The sequence below is a fragment of the Kiloniella majae genome (assembly GCF_002118315.1).
GTDB lineage: Bacteria > Pseudomonadota > Alphaproteobacteria > Kiloniellales > Kiloniellaceae > Kiloniella > Kiloniella majae.
The window spans coordinates 153369-168105 of sequence record NZ_MTSZ01000001.1 but is presented as its reverse complement, the minus strand read 5'-3'; the positions used below and the strand labels follow the sequence as shown (position 1 = coordinate 168105).

Annotated in this window: 11 protein-coding genes; 8 read left to right on the top strand and 3 right to left on the bottom strand. The window is 46.2% G+C overall.

The window, feature by feature from the left end:
• The first annotated feature begins 67 nt into the window (after positions 1-67).
• The 7 genes from BKB51_RS00765 to BKB51_RS00735 all read left to right on the top strand — a co-directional run bounded on the left by BKB51_RS00765 (position 68) and on the right by BKB51_RS00735 (position 8954).
• Positions 68-1318, top strand: coding sequence for a Zn-dependent hydrolase (locus tag BKB51_RS00765; RefSeq protein WP_085899194.1), 1251 nt, complete (start codon positions 68-70; stop codon positions 1316-1318).
• Between the two features lie 15 nt (positions 1319-1333).
• The gene (gene hydA, locus BKB51_RS00760) at positions 1334-2788 is read left to right on the top strand and encodes a dihydropyrimidinase (protein ID WP_085899193.1); all 1455 of its coding nucleotides are present in this window, start codon (positions 1334-1336) and stop codon (positions 2786-2788) included.
• Positions 2789-3040: 252 nt separating this feature from the next.
• On the top strand, positions 3041-3859 hold the full coding sequence (locus BKB51_RS00755) for an ABC transporter ATP-binding protein (RefSeq protein ID WP_218043959.1): 819 nt from the start codon (positions 3041-3043) through the stop codon (positions 3857-3859).
• A complete protein-coding gene (locus BKB51_RS00750; protein WP_085899192.1) occupies positions 3849-4778 on the top strand; it encodes an ABC transporter permease subunit in 930 nt (309 codons plus the stop codon). Before BKB51_RS00755 ends, BKB51_RS00750 begins: the two co-directional genes overlap by 11 nt.
• The gene (locus tag BKB51_RS00745) at positions 4775-5908 is read left to right on the top strand and encodes an ABC transporter permease (protein ID WP_085899191.1); all 1134 of its coding nucleotides are present in this window, start codon (positions 4775-4777) and stop codon (positions 5906-5908) included. The genes BKB51_RS00750 and BKB51_RS00745 overlap by 4 nt, the downstream gene beginning before the upstream one ends.
• A 52-nt stretch (positions 5909-5960) precedes the next feature.
• Entirely contained in the window at positions 5961-6950 is a 990-nt protein-coding gene (locus tag BKB51_RS00740) for an ABC transporter substrate-binding protein (RefSeq protein WP_085899190.1), read from the top strand.
• A gap of 378 nt (positions 6951-7328) precedes the next feature.
• Positions 7329-8954 (top strand): bifunctional metallophosphatase/5'-nucleotidase, encoded by a 1626-nt coding sequence (locus BKB51_RS00735; protein WP_245813187.1) that lies wholly within the window; start codon positions 7329-7331, stop codon positions 8952-8954.
• 286 nt (positions 8955-9240) lie between these two features.
• Here the strand turns inward: BKB51_RS00735 and BKB51_RS00730 are convergent, their stop codons facing one another.
• Positions 9241-10143: a dihydropteroate synthase gene (locus BKB51_RS00730; RefSeq protein WP_085899188.1), complete on the bottom strand. Its 903-nt coding sequence runs from the start codon at positions 10141-10143 to the stop codon at positions 9241-9243.
• 326 nt (positions 10144-10469) lie between these two features.
• Between BKB51_RS00730 and BKB51_RS00725 the strand changes: the two genes are divergently transcribed.
• Positions 10470-10871 (top strand): group III truncated hemoglobin, encoded by a 402-nt coding sequence (locus BKB51_RS00725; protein ID WP_198946586.1) that lies wholly within the window; start codon positions 10470-10472, stop codon positions 10869-10871.
• Positions 10872-10976: 105 nt separating this feature from the next.
• On the opposite strand, the gene BKB51_RS00720 is transcribed toward BKB51_RS00725, so the two are convergent.
• Both BKB51_RS00720 and BKB51_RS00715 read right to left on the bottom strand, forming a co-directional pair.
• Positions 10977-12671: a methyl-accepting chemotaxis protein gene (locus BKB51_RS00720; protein WP_085899186.1), complete on the bottom strand. Its 1695-nt coding sequence runs from the start codon at positions 12669-12671 to the stop codon at positions 10977-10979.
• A gap of 336 nt (positions 12672-13007) precedes the next feature.
• The gene (locus BKB51_RS00715) at positions 13008-14567 is read right to left on the bottom strand and encodes a sigma 54-interacting transcriptional regulator (protein WP_085899185.1); all 1560 of its coding nucleotides are present in this window, start codon (positions 14565-14567) and stop codon (positions 13008-13010) included.
• Positions 14568-14737: the final 170 nt, after the last annotated feature.

Genomic DNA, 14737 nt, shown 5'->3' with positions numbered 1-14737 from the left:
TGGCTGATCCCGATGCCTTTTTTAATAGAACGTAAAAGAACAAAAAAGTATTTTCAGGGAGCTTATCATGAGCAAACCAGCCGATAATATGCATATTAATTCCCCTCGGTTATGGGATTCATTAATGGAAATGGCAAAAATTGGTCCGGGGGTTCGCGGAGGAAATAATCGCCAAACCTTGACCGATGAAGATGCCGAAGGGCGTCATCTCTTTAAACGGTGGTGTGAAGACGCCGGCATGACTGTTGGTATTGATAGTATGGGGAATATGTTTGCCCGCCACGAAGGAACAGACCCAAGTCTTTTGCCTGTTATGGTCGGCTCGCACCTTGATACGCAGCCTACAGGCGGAAAGTATGACGGTGTCCTCGGCGTCTTGGCGGGGCTGGAAATCGTTCGCAGTTTGAATGATATGGGGATTAAGACCAAACGCGCGATTGAGGTCGTAAACTGGACCAATGAAGAGGGCACTCGTTTTGCCCCTGCGATGTTGGCATCAGGTGTATTTGCCGGTGTTCATACGCAAGACTGGGCCTATGACCGTGAAGACGCCGAAGGTCTTAAATTTGGCGATGAACTCAAGCGGATCGGTTTTGTCGGCGACGAACCTGTTGGAGAACGAAAACTTCACGCGATGTTTGAACTCCATATCGAACAAGGACCCATCCTCGAAGACGAGAATGTTGATATTGGCGTTGTGACCCATGGTCAGGGGTTGAACTGGTTACAGGTGACGCTAACAGGTAAGGAAAGCCATACAGGTTCAACACCGATGCCTAAACGGGTAAATGCTGGTCTCGGGGCTGCACGTATCACCGAACTGGTAAATGATATTGCGCTGCGTTATGCCCCGCATGCGGTGGGGGCGATTGGTCATATGGATGTCTATCCTAATTCTCGTAATATCATCCCGGGAAAGACTGTCTTTACCATCGATTTCCGTCATCCGAACAAAGATGTGATCACGGCTATGGAACAGGCTTTGCGTTTTGAAGGGCGCGAGATTGTCGAAGAAATTGGTCTGACTATGGAAATTGAACAGGCTGGTGCCTTTGATCCCGTTACCTTTGACGAAGGGTGTGTTTCTGCTGTGCGTAATGCAGCTGTTCGCCTTGGTTATTCCCATCGTGATATTGTCTCCGGTGCGGGACACGATGCCTGTTGGGTTAATCGAGTTGCGCCAACTGCAATGGTGATGTGTCCTTGCGTTGATGGACTAAGTCATAACGAAGACGAAGAAATTTCACCGGAATGGGCTGGCGCGGGGGCTGATGTTCTGTTTCATGCCGTTGTTGAAACCGCTGAAATCGTAGAATAAAGAAAGGGTAAAATTATGAGTACAGTTATCAAAGGCGGTACTGTTGTTACCGCAGATTTATCTTACGAAGCAGATGTTTTGGTCGAAGGCGGTAAAATCACCGAAATTGGGCAAAATCTTTCCGGCAATGAAACTTTGGATGCTACTGGCTGTTATATTATGCCGGGTGGTATTGATCCCCATGTGCATCTTGAAATGCCGTTCATGGGAACGCACTCTGCCGATAATTTCGAAAGTGGTACGCGGGCTGGTCTCGCAGGGGGGACAACCATGGTGGTTGATTTCTGCCTTCCTGCACCAGGGCAGTCCCTCATGGAAGCACTGGCTATCTGGCAGCAAAAATCTGGCTCTGCCTGTGCCGACTATTCCTATCACATGGCGGTAACCTGGTGGGACGAAAAAGTCTTTAATGAAATGGAAGAAGTCGTTGGTCGCGGGATTAATACCTTCAAGCATTTCATGGCCTATAAAGGCGCGTTGATGGTTGATGATGATGAGATGTTTGCATCTTTCCAGCGTTGCTCTGCCCTAGGGGCGATGCCTCTGGTTCATGCCGAAAACGGCGATGTGGTTGCGACCTTGCAACAAAAATTACTAGCCGAAGGAAATAACGGTCCTGAAGCGCATTCCTATTCCAGACCGCCAGAGGTCGAAGGCGAAGCCGCTAACCGTGCGATTATGATTGCCGATATGGCTGGTGTACCGCTTTACATTGTGCATACATCCTGTGAGCAGGCCCATGAAGCCATTCGCCGTGCACGTCAAAAAGGAATGCGTGTTTTTGGTGAGCCGCTTATTCAGCACCTGACACTGGACGATAGCGAATATGCGCACCCGGATTGGGACCATTCTGCACAACGAGTAATGTCTCCGCCTTTCCGCAATAAACAGCACCAGGATAGCCTCTGGGCTGGTCTGCAATCCGGATCACTTCAGGTTGTGGCAACAGATCACTGTGCCTTTACAGCGGAACAAAAGCGTTTTGGAATTGGCGATTTTACCAAAATTCCAAATGGTACGGGTGGTTTGGAAGATCGTATGCCGATGCTATGGACCCACGGTGTGCAAACGGGGCGTCTGACTATGAATGAGTTTGTGGCTGTGACGTCAACAAACATAGCTAAAATCCTGAACATGTACCCTAAGAAGGGCGCTGTCATGGTTGGTGCCGATGCGGATTTGGTGGTTTGGGATCCAAATCGCTCTAAAACTATTACGGCAAAGAACCAGCAATCTGTTATCGAATACAATGTCTTTGAAGGCAAGGAAGTCACCGGATTACCACGTTTTACACTGACGCGGGGTAAGGTGTCTGTTGAAGAAAGCACTGTTAAGGCTGAACCCGGTCATGGTGAATTTGTTGCGAGAGATTCATACCCGGCCGTAAATAAAGCACTTTCCAAGTGGAAAGAAATCACTGCACCGCGTAAAGTGGAACGCAAAGCTGAAAATATGCCGGCTGGTGTATAGATATGCCCGTTAGTTTCTAGCGGTAGGAACAAGCTGAATTGATTTCAGTGATAAAATAAAGAGTGGCGTAGCCTAACTTTACGCCACTCCAAAACAAGAACGATAACTGTCACTAAAGACAGAGTTCTATACACAGGGAGTAATGCCATGCTGCAATCTACAGCCATAAATACAAATGGGAATGCAACTGGCGTCGCCGAGGGTACCAAACAGGGAACGACCGGACAGGCAGAAAAAATGGATACAAACGGGATGAGTCCAGAGACAGGGACTAGCAGTCAGGAACAGAGTGCGAATTCTGTTATTAATATCAAAGGACTGTCGCTTACTTTTGAGACGAATGACGGGCCAGTTCATGCGTTGTCTGATATTGATCTCACTATTAATCAGGGGGATTTTGTTTCTTTTATCGGACCTTCGGGATGCGGTAAAACGACTTTGCTCCGGGCGGTTGCTGATCTGGAACAACCTACTGGCGGCGAACTCTGGGTCAATGGCGTTAGCGCACAACAGGCTCGGCTTAATCGGGACTACGGATATGTTTTTCAGGCTCCCGCGCTTTATCCGTGGCGGACGATTGCAGGTAATATATCCTTACCACTGGAAGTTATGGGAATTCCCAAGTCCGAACGACAGGATCGAATTGCGCGTAATATGGAACTGGTAAATCTTTCGGGCTTTGATAAAAAATATCCCTGGCAGCTTTCTGGTGGTATGCAACAGCGGGCTTCTATTGCGCGTGCACTTTCTTTTGATCCAGAGCTACTGCTAATGGATGAGCCTTTTGGAGCTTTGGATGAAATTGTCCGTGATCATTTGAACGAACAGCTTTTGCGTTTGTGGGATAAAACCGACAAAACAGTTCTGTTTGTGACCCACTCGATCCCGGAAGCTGTTTTTCTGTCTTCTAAAATTGTGGTCATGTCCCCAAGGCCGGGGCGTATTTACGATGTGATAGATTGCAATCTTCCACGTGATCGCGGATTGGATATTCGGGAGGCACCGGAATTTCTGGAAATTGCCCATCGGGTACGCGAAGGCTTAAAGGAAGGGCATAGCTATGACGACTGATGCTCTGATTTCTCCCGGTGTTACCGGGGGGCAGGGGCTGTGGTCTCGGTTGATGTCTGGGAAAACGGGCCCTGTCTTGGTGATTGTGATGGCAATTATTGCCATTTGGTATTTCTCTGCTGTTATGCTGAACAGCCCTTTTCAGAAAGAAATTTACAAACGCAATAGTGTTGAATGGACAACAAGCCAGTTGATTAGCGATACGCTGTCACAAGAGCGCCCTGTCTTGCCAGCACCGGATCAGGTTGTGGTTGAACTATACAAGACAACAATCCTGAAGAAAGTAACGTCAAAAAGATCGCTTGTTTATCACAGCTGGATTACACTCTCTACAACGTTACTTGGTTTTATCATCGGGACGGTTCTGGGGATTTTGCTCGCGGTAGGCATTGTTCATAATCGGAGCCTGGATAAAAGCTTGATGCCGTGGATTATTTCGTCCCAAACAATTCCTATTCTGGCAATTGCGCCAATGATTATTGTTGTTCTGAATGCAATCGGTATTCAGGGTATTTTACCCAAAGCCTTTATTGCCACGTATCTCAGCTTCTTTCCCATTACTGTGGGGATTGTAAAGGGGCTGCGTTCTCCAGAAGTTATTCACCTTGATCTTATGCGGACCTACAATGCGTCCAACTGGGACCTTTTCTGGAAATTACGCTGGCCATCTTCCGTACCTTACCTCTTTACCGGAATGAAGGTTGCCATAGCGACCAGCCTTGTCGGGGCAATCGTTGGTGAACTCCCTACTGGTGCTGTCGAAGGTTTAGGGGCCAGACTGTTGGCTGGTTCTTATTACGGACAAACCATTCAGATCTGGTCGGCTTTAATTGCTGCTGCCTTACTTGCGGCTGGATTGGTTTCTCTGGTTGGTATTTCCAATAAAGTTGTCCTCAAAAAAATGGGGATGGCACAATGATTAGTTTTCGACAATCACTCGCTATCCTAAGTGGTGTGCTTTCTATTCTGGCTTTGTTTTTTCCATTGGGCGAACTAAATGGTGAAGCTGTCTCTTTGTGGAGTGACAGTGGGCTAACAGCTTTTGCAATTGTTTCCATGCTGGCTTCCGTGGCGGTGCTTCTTAATCGGTTAAAGGGCTTAAAGGCTGATCTGGTCTTGGTGATATTACCTCATGTCGGGGCATGGATGCTTCTTTCCCGCCTAGATGTGGCTGATCAGCACTTAGCGTCCGGTTTCTGGTGTCTTGTGGTATCTTCATGGCTCATGGCTTGGCTGTTGGTTGATCAGTTGTCTGCGAAAAAGACGAAAACACCGACCGCAAAACGCTTCTACAGTATTGTGGTACCTGTGCTGTTTGGCGTTTGGTTGCTGTTGCTTTGGGAGCTTGTGGTTCGCGGGTTACAAATACCAACGGTCCTGTTGCCTCCGCCGAGTATGATCGGCGCGCGCTTTATGGCTTCTACGGATATTTTGTGGGCAGATTTCCAACAAACCTTTTTGAAAGCAGTTTTGATCGGTTATATTCTCGGCTGTGGTAGCGCTTTTATTATTGCGATCCTGATTGATCGAAGTCCTTTCTTGCAGCGCGGGTTGCTGCCGATCGGTAATCTCGTCAGTGCTTTACCTATTATCGGGGTCGCGCCGATTATGGTGATGTGGTTTGGTTTTGACTGGCACTCAAAGGCGGCAGTGGTCATTATCATGACTTTCTTCCCGATGCTGGTTAACACTGTAGCTGGCTTGTCTATTACGTCCTCTATCGAAAAAGATATGATGAAAACCTATGCAGCGAGTTATTGGCAAAGTTTGATTAAGCTTCGTTTGCCGTCGGCATTACCATTTGTTTTCAATGCTTTGAAAATCAATTCTACCCTTGCCATGATTGGGGCCATTGTTGCCGAGTTCTTCGGGACACCAATTGTTGGTATGGGGTTTCGTATTTCAACCGAAGTAGGCCGTATGAACGTCGATATGGTCTGGGCTGAGATTGCAGTAGCTGCGCTTGCCGGTACTGCTTTTTATGGAATCATGGTCGTTATTGAACGGGCATGTACTTTTTGGCATCCGTCCTTTCGAAGCAGTCGCTAATCCGTTGGATTATTCTGTTTTGCTGAGATGGAACCACAACAGGGAGAAAATAATGAAGAAACTGTTATTGGGTGCTGTTGCTGCTGTAGCTTTTGGAGTTGCTGGCGGTGCTGCACAGGCTGCTGATACCGTAAATCTGCAGCTAAAGTGGGTAACGCAGGCACAGTTCGCGGGCTATTACGTTGCGAAAGAAAAAGGCTTCTATGACGATGCCGATCTTGATGTGAACATTAAACCCGGTGGTCCGGACATTGCCCCACCACAGGTTATTGCTGGCGGTGGAGCAGACGTTATTGTTGACTGGATGCCATCTGCTTTGGCTTCCCGTGAAAAAGGTGTTGCGCTGGTAAACATTGCACAGCCCTTTAAAACATCGGGGATGATGCTGACCTGTCGTAAAGAAACAGGCATAACATCCCCGGACGATTTCAAAGGAAAAACTCTGGGCGTCTGGTTCTTTGGAAACGAGTATCCTTTCCTGAGCTGGATGTCGAAACTGCAAATACCGACCAGTGGTGGGGCTGAAGGTGTTTCCGTTTTAAAGCAGGGTTTCAACGTTGATCCAATTCTTCAAAAGCAGGCTGATTGTGTTTCCACAATGACCTACAATGAGTATTGGCAGATTATTGATGCGGGTATTCCCGCTGACGAGCTTGTTGTTTTCAAATATGAAGAACAGGGCGTCGCAACATTGGAAGATGGTCTTTATGTTCTCGAAGACAATCTAAAGGATGCTGCTTTTGTTGATAAGATGGCACGTTTTGTTTCCGCTAGCATGAAGGGGTGGGACTATGCACGTAACCACCCGGAAGAAGCTGCGGAAATTGTGCTGGAAAATGATGCAACAGGTGCGCAGACAGAAAAACATCAGGTTCGTATGATGGGTGAAATCAACAAGTTGACATCAGGTTCTGATGGTAAGCTAGATCCTGCGGATTACGAGCGTACAGTAAACACTCTTCTAGGTGGTGGTTCTGATCCTGTGATCACGAAAAAACCCGAAGGCGCTTGGACCCATGCAGTGGTCGATGCCATTAAATAAAGCTGATTTGATAATCTGAGCAAGATTGCTGATGTTATGAGAACAGGTCACCTGAATTTAGGTGACCTGTTTTGCTTATGTACTAAGCTTAAAACAATATAATCACAGGAGCTCTCTCTATGGGCGCAAAAGTCTTTGCCCTTTTCCGGTGTCGTGACCGTGGTGCCTCATAAAGAACTAAAAAGATCGTCAAACGGAAAGTTGGAACTGTTTCAAAGTTTAATCGAATAATGAAGTGTTTGATACTTGGTTATTTTGGTGTCAGTTTGCACTGATTTTTCACAATTATCAGTGGACTGAACGGTAAAAGGCTTTTACTCTTTCTCCCTTATAAAAATAACGTTTTTTGGGTAACAAGAATAACTTTTTGGGAGTTTCATGATGTTAAAGCACCTCTCCGGAGCGGCGGCTATTGCGACCGGGCTATGTCTGATGACAGCACCTGCGCAGGCTGATTATTCCTTAAACATTTTACATATTAATGATTTACATTCGCGTATTTTGCCTGTGAACAAGTATGATTCCACTTGTGGGGAAGAAGATCTTGCTGAAGGCAAATGTTTTGGTGGGTTTGCCCGTGTTTCAAAGGCATTGAATGATCGTCGTGCTGCCTTGGAAGCCAAAGGTGGCAATGTGCTGGTTCTTGATGCTGGTGACCAATTTCAAGGGTCACTGTTCTATACAAATTACAAGGGCCAGGCCGCTGTTGAGTTGATGAACATGACTGGTTTTGATGTCATGACCATTGGTAATCACGAATTTGATGACGGCCCGGATGTTTTCCTGAACTTTATTGAAAAAGCCAACTTCCCGATTGTTGGGGCGAATACAATTGCTGCACCAGGTTCAGTCCTGCGTGGTAAATACGGAACTTCTATTGTTCTGGAGCGTGGTGGCGAAAAGATTGGTATTATTGGTGCGCTGGCGGAAGATACTGACGAGACTTCTAGCCCGGGTGACGATATCACTTTCTTTGATACTGCAAATGCAGTGCAGCCAATTGTTGATCAAATGCAGGCACAGGGTGTTAACAAGATTATCTTGCTGAGTCACTTGGGTGTTCCACGTGATAAACAGGTGGCTAAACAATTGACAGGTGTTGATGTTATCGTTGGGGGCCATAGTCATACCCTGCTTTCCAACTCCAATGATCGTGCCGAAGGGCCTTATCCGGTTGTTGAAACTGCCCCTGACGGCAAGAAGGTTCCAATTGTACAGGCCTATGCCTATTCCAAGTTTATGGGTGAGCTTAATCTGACGTTTGACGATGAAGGTAATCTAAAAGGCTGGAGCGGGGATACGGTGCTTCTGGACCAGTCTTATCCGGAAGATGCCAAGATGCAGGCTCGTATTGCTGAACTTAACAAGCCATTGGATGAGATCCAGAAGCGGGAAGTGGGATCTGCGTCAAGCGTGATTGATGGATCCAGATCAGCCTGTCGTGCAGGCGAATGTGCAATGGCAAACATGGTTGCAGATGCAATGCTTGCTCGTGTGAATTCCACTGGTGGTGATGCTGTAATCGCACTTCAGAATGGTGGTGGTGTGCGTGCTTCTATTGATGCAGGCCCTGTGACAATGGGCGAAGTACTGACTGTTCTGCCGTTCCAGAATACAATTGCGACTTTCAAGCTGAAAGGTGTGCATTTCATTGAAGCACTTGAAAATGGCCTGTCAAAAGTAGAAGAAGGCGCAGGTCGCTTCCCACAGCTTTCAGGAGCTCGCTATACTTGGGATCCAAAAGCCGAACCGGGTTCACGTGTTGTCTCTGTTGAGGTTGGCAACGAGAAGGATGGTTTTGTTGCTCTGGACGAAACCAAAATCTACAGCATGGTAACAAATAACTATGTTCGTAATGGTGGTGACGGATACAGCGTTTTGGCAGATCACGCTATTGATGCTTATGACTTTGGACCAAGTCTGGAAGATGCCCTTGCTGGTTATATTACAGTGAATAGCCCTGTAGAGGGAACTGTTTCAGGACGGATTACTGCTCAGGAATAGGGTCTCTACGACTTCATATTTTAGATGTGTGCAATTCATAAAGGCTCTGCATTTTGCAGGGCCTTTATTATGTCTTTGGTGATAGCCTTGTTCTTGGTGACGTTTGACAAAGGCGATCACCCCAGATCCCATATACGCCAGATCACCATAACCATAGAAGATTGAGATCGTTCAGACGATTTGGGGTAACCTCAATGGTTTTGAGTTCTCTAGCCTTGATGTGATATCAAAAGAAAACCCCGCCGGATGGCGGGGTTTTGCGTGTTCTCAATAGTGAGATTTTTACTTAGGCGCGTTTGCGTCTGTTACGACGTTCGCCACGTGCGCTAACTTGACCTTCAGGTACAGGCTCACGGTATTTTGCAATCCACTTCAGGCAATCCTGATCTTTTGCAAGCAGAACGTCAGAGGCACGGATACCTGCAAGCTCTTCTTCGTGCAGAGGGTTCATGATCGCAGATGTCATACCAGCAGCAGCTGCCATGGCGAGGAAGTGCGCGTTCATGGCGTGACGGTTCGGAAGACCGAATGAAATGTTGGATGCGCCACAGGTGGTGTTGACACCAAGTTCTGTTTTTAGACGGTGGAGCAGGGCAAAGACCTGTTTCCCGGCTGTGCCCATGGCACCAATTGGCATCACGAGGGGATCAACAACAACGCGATCGTGAGAAATACCGTGATCAGCAGCACGCTCAACAATTTTCTTGGCTACTTCGTACCGTACGTTCGGATCTTCAGAGATACCGGTCTCATCGTTGGAAATAGCAACTACAGCAGCGTCATACTTTTTAACAAGCGGTAGAACGCGCTCAAGAGATTCATCTTCACCAGTTACCGAATTAACAAGCGCACGACCTTTATATACTTTCAGACCAGCTTCCAGCGCATCAATGATGGAAGAGTCAATGCAAAGGGGAAGATCTGTCAGGCCCTGAACCAGTTGAATGGTTTCTGCAAGGATTTTCGGCTCATCCGCCAGGGGAATGCCTGCGTTGACGTCCAGCATGTGTGCGCCTGCTGCAACCTGTGCCAGACAATCGGCTTCAACACGGCTGTAATCGCCATTGGCCATTTCTTCCGCAAGCTTCTTACGGCCTGTCGGGTTGATCCGCTCACCAATAATACAGAAGGGATCATCAAAACCAATTGCGATCTCTTTGGTCGCTGAACTAACGATCGTACGGGTCATATCGGTGCGTCTCCGGTAAAGTAGGGTATCTACCCAGTAATTTATAAACAATAACCCCAATTCTTTCGGGGTTTTCTTATTAAATATACATTGTCTTGCAAGCGTACAGACGCCCGCGCGACACTATGTAGCCCAAAAACGCTCTCAGTGCAAAAGAGGCGGTTTTATTTTGTCTGAATTAATCCCGATTTAACCGCGATATTAATTCGAGATTTAACCAAATATTTGGGGCAATGTATTAGCGTGTTTTATCTTGCGACAATTTTACCATTCGCAAATTAAAAGATATATATTATAACCATCTTATTGTTTGTTTTATTGAGTACATGGAAATGCACCAGCCCTTTACAGAAATTACAGATGAAACCATTCACAGGATGGTGCACAGTTTTTATGATCGTGTTCGTCAAGACCCGCTGCTAAAAGATGTTTTTAATAATAGCATAGGGGATCAATGGGATCCTCATCTGGCGACGATGTGTCGTTTTTGGTCTTCTGTTTTGCTGACTTCTGGTCAGTACAAGGGGAACCCCATGATGGTCCATATGAAGGTTGATGGTATCAAACGCGACCTGTTTGCTCGGTGGCTAGAACTTTTCCAGGAAACAAATCAGCAGTTGTTTACGCCAGAAATCGCTGACCATATTCAGGAAAAAGCCGAAAGAATTGCCCAAAGCTTGATGTTGGGGATTTTTTACAAACCTGAAGACGTGAAAATAGGGTCTTAATTTATTGAATTGAGTCAGCGTCTACTGGAAGTAACAAGGGCTGGAATGTTTTCCAGCCCTTTGCCTCATTCACGTTCTTAGTTGTGACGAGATAATACTATGATCTTATCCACTGCGAACTTGGGATAGGAAGGCATCCAGACCTTGCTGAAGATGCACGGATTGTTGTGACAAACTGCTAGAGGCGTTCAGTATTTCTTTCGCTGTTTCCCCTGTGTCTGCGGCGGCTTGTCTTACATGCTGAATATTGCTGGATACTTCACGGGTGCCTGCGGATGCCTGTTCCACATTACGGGCAATTTCCTGGGTTGCTGCACCCTGTTCTTCAACAGCGGTGGAAATGGCTTCGCCGATCTCATTTACTTCACGAATTGAGTTTCCTATGGCTTCCAATGCTTTTGCAGCATCCTCTGTGACGGACTGTACGTTGGAAATTTGACCGGAAATTTCTTCAGTCGCTTTGGCCGTTTGATTGGCGAGGTTTTTCACTTCGCTGGCAACAACGGCAAAACCTTTACCGGCTTCACCTGCACGTGCTGCTTCAATCGTGGCGTTAAGGGCGAGAAGGTTAGTTTGCTCTGCAATGCCGGTAATCAATTCAACAACCTTACCGATTTCATCAACAGAGCTGACCAACGTTCCAACTGTCTCATGTGCCCCACCTGCTTTTTCAACGGCGACGGCAACAACTTCAGAAGAGCGCCCAACCTGTCGATTGATTTCGCGTTCCGAGGCCGATAGCTCTTCGGCAGCAGCGGCGACTGTCTGTACATTTGATGCGGCTTCATCAGATGCGGCGGCTACGGAAGTTGCCTGTTCAGATGTGCTTGCGGCCGTTTTTGCCAGAAGCTGAGCGGATGTTTCCATACCAGTTGCTGCATTGCTGACTTCGCGAATGGTAGATCCAACCTGATTTTCAAAATCGTTAGCGAGCTGATTAATCAAGGTTTTACGTTCATTAGTAGCTTGTTCTTCTCTTGCTTTTTGTTCTGTCTCCATTGTGCGAATTTTTTCGGCGTTCTCTTTAAAAACCAGAACGGCACGGGCCATTTGCCCAATTTCATTTTTCCATTCTACCGCAGGTACTTTGATAGATAGATCACCTTCGGCCAAACGGGTCATTACTGATGTAAGCGACGTGATTGGTTTGTTGAGGTGATTGCTGCTCCACCAAAGGTTCATGCCGGACATAAAGATGAGAAAAATAAAGACAGATGTCAGGGCAAAGGTATTCAAGCTGTCGACAAAATTAAGTGATTGATGAACGGATTGTGTGTCCAGTTTGATCTGTTTTTGAACCGTTGCATTTAATATCGCAATGCCGTCGATGGCAGGGGTGTCATCAATTTTAACTGCAGCATCAATCTCTTGTGGTGATTTTCTTGCCTTGATCATTGTCTGTGCTTCAGCCAGCTTTGATTTATAGTTATCAACAACAGCGGTAATACTGTTCAGGGCGTCAGTTTCCTGTTTGGTAATCCCCAGATTCCGATAGCTATCCAATGCCTTTTTTGCGCTAGAGATTGCAGTATTAATTTTAGCAACACGCGGTTCATCCTGGCGCAGGACATAGTTCTTGAATTGATGTATTAATCCGCCAAATCCGAGTGCTCGCTGTAAGTCTGTAACGGCAAGCTGTTTGCCGTAATCAACTTTACTGAACCTATCCCAATGATGATTAATGTCTTCGTTGCCTTTGTGGCTGTAGTAGGTTGTCGCTCCGACAACGCAGACAACAGCCAACAGTACGGCTGAAAAAATCATACCCAAATGTTTGATTTGGAAATTAGTGATAAACATTGCGAACTCTTTCAATATAACATTAACACTCGAAAATCGAATGTGTTTGCAAGCTACATGACGGCATTGCCTAAAAAACAAAAGCCCCGACTTTATTTTATCAAAGACGTGGCAAGGTAACTCACAGGTGTTTCCCTTTGTATTATCAGGGCTAAGAGTTAAGAGAAATTAAAAATGACAACCATAAGGTTGTATCTTTGTAGCCGTGTTTTTTGGGTTAAATGTTATGAAAGCAATAGTTTAAATTGGTTTTGAGTAGTTCTTGAGTAATTTACTTGCGCTTTTCTGCCGCAGGTGAAGTTTAATAGATTAATCGGTAGTTGTATGTTGTGCCTTCTACTTTGTATCTACGATACCATATTTTTTAAGTTTTTCAGCAACGGTTGTGTGAGAAACGGCAAGTACCTTTGCAAGTTTTCTGCTACTCGGATGTTGCGGATACAAGTTTGAGAAAAGGTTTTTCTCGAATGCTTCCAGAGCTTCTTTGTAGTTGGTGGCGCTATCAAAGGCCACATTTGATGCCGGTTCTGCTTTCAGCGATTGCGTATTGGAAAATTCTATATCTTTTGTTGTGAGTTCTGCTCCATCACAAAGGGATACTGCTCGGAAAAGGGCATTTTCCATTTGGCGAATATTGCCGGGCCATGGGTGATTGTTGAGCAGAGAGAGAAGCTCTGGAGATGTCTTGGGGGGCGGGCAGTTCACCTGTTTCGATGCGCGGTTAATAAAGTGCTTGGTCAAGAGAGGGATGTCTCCTTTTCGCTGCCGAAGCGGGGGGAGTGTTATGGAAAGTACGTTCAGGCGATAATAAAGATCCTCTCTGAATGAACCTGTTGTAACCATATCTTCCAGATGTCGGTTGGTTGCACTGATTACCCGGACGTTTACTTTGATTTCCTTTGTACCGCCAACACGTCTAAAAATTCCATCTTGCAAAAACCTTAAAAGCTTTGCCTGCAAATAAGGGGATAGTTCGCCAATTTCATCGAGAAAGAGTGTGCCTGTGTCTGCCAGTTCAAGTAAACCGGGTTTGCCGCCTTTCACTGCAGAGGTAAAAGCGCCGGGGGCATAGCCAAATAGCTCGCTTTCAGCCAGGTTTTCTGGCAAGGCAGCGCAGTTCAATGCAAGGAAAGGTTTTCTATTGCGACTACTGGTTTCGTGACATGCGCGGGCAAAAAGCTCTTTACCGGTTCCTGTTTCCCCTAGAATAAGAAGGGGAGCATCGACTTTTGAGAGACGTAAGGCTTTCCCCTTTATATTTTGCATGATTTCTGTTTCGCCAAGAATGGCGTCAAAACCCCGTGTAGCCTGTCGTGTGTCTAGGGCACTAAAGGCGCGACCAAGCTGTGCCGGTCTTTGGAAAATGAGAACGCTGCCCGATATTTTACTGTCTGATTTTTCTTTTGATGTAATCGGCTCTGCCCGAAGTAGATAGGTTTCTCCGCCCAAAATAGCTTCAGTTTCGGTTATATGAAACGCAGATTTTTGAAGCGTTGTTATCAGGGATGTGTGCAGTAGGGTGTCCAATGAGGCATTGCGCAATTTAGATTCAGTCTGTTTGGTTATCGCCTGGGCTGCCTCGTTTGCCTGTGTGATGTACCCATTCGTATCAATAGCGATGACAGGCTCTGGCAAGCTGGATAGCACGGCATGTAACTGTAAACGTCTTCGTTCTGTCGGCAAAAGGTCAATGGCGCTGACTTCGTGGATACCCGGAACGGACTTCACTGCAGCGGTAAGAGCTTCCAGCTCTGATTTTCGCAAGGCGGGAATATCCATATAGATGAAGTGTGTTGTCACCTCCATGTTGCGGATATCAAGCCCGGATTTAACCAGAACGTTCAAAACTTCATAGGTAATACCTAAACGGTTGTCGCCCTTTAATTGTACGCGCATGTAAAATATTCCTTACGTAAGGTAATATTTACAGCATATATTTGCTTAAAAATCAAAGATAATAAGGAAGCAGACTGTTAGTCATATAATTACTGTAAGAAATTTCTTACAGTAATGTGAGGTTCAATGGCATAACTATTTGAAATAAAACAATTATATTTGTTGGCATG

Bases quoted from the DNA above. Each gene is read 5' to 3' on its own strand.
- BKB51_RS00765 (WP_085899194.1), top strand. From the start codon at position 68: ATGAGCAAACCAGCCGATAATATGCATATTAATTCCCCTCGGTTATGG.
- hydA (WP_085899193.1), top strand. From the start codon at position 1,334: ATGAGTACAGTTATCAAAGGCGGTACTGTTGTTACCGCAGATTTATCT.
- BKB51_RS00755 (WP_218043959.1), top strand. From the start codon at position 3,041: ATGAGTCCAGAGACAGGGACTAGCAGTCAGGAACAGAGTGCGAATTCT.
- BKB51_RS00750 (WP_085899192.1), top strand. From the start codon at position 3,849: ATGACGACTGATGCTCTGATTTCTCCCGGTGTTACCGGGGGGCAGGGG.
- BKB51_RS00745 (WP_085899191.1), top strand. From the start codon at position 4,775: ATGATTAGTTTTCGACAATCACTCGCTATCCTAAGTGGTGTGCTTTCT.
- BKB51_RS00740 (WP_085899190.1), top strand. From the start codon at position 5,961: ATGAAGAAACTGTTATTGGGTGCTGTTGCTGCTGTAGCTTTTGGAGTT.
- BKB51_RS00735 (WP_245813187.1), top strand. From the start codon at position 7,329: ATGATGTTAAAGCACCTCTCCGGAGCGGCGGCTATTGCGACCGGGCTA.
- BKB51_RS00730 (WP_085899188.1), bottom strand. From the start codon at position 10,143: ATGACCCGTACGATCGTTAGTTCAGCGACCAAAGAGATCGCAATTGGT.
- BKB51_RS00725 (WP_198946586.1), top strand. From the start codon at position 10,470: ATGGAAATGCACCAGCCCTTTACAGAAATTACAGATGAAACCATTCAC.
- BKB51_RS00720 (WP_085899186.1), bottom strand. From the start codon at position 12,671: ATGTTTATCACTAATTTCCAAATCAAACATTTGGGTATGATTTTTTCA.
- BKB51_RS00715 (WP_085899185.1), bottom strand. From the start codon at position 14,567: ATGCGCGTACAATTAAAGGGCGACAACCGTTTAGGTATTACCTATGAA.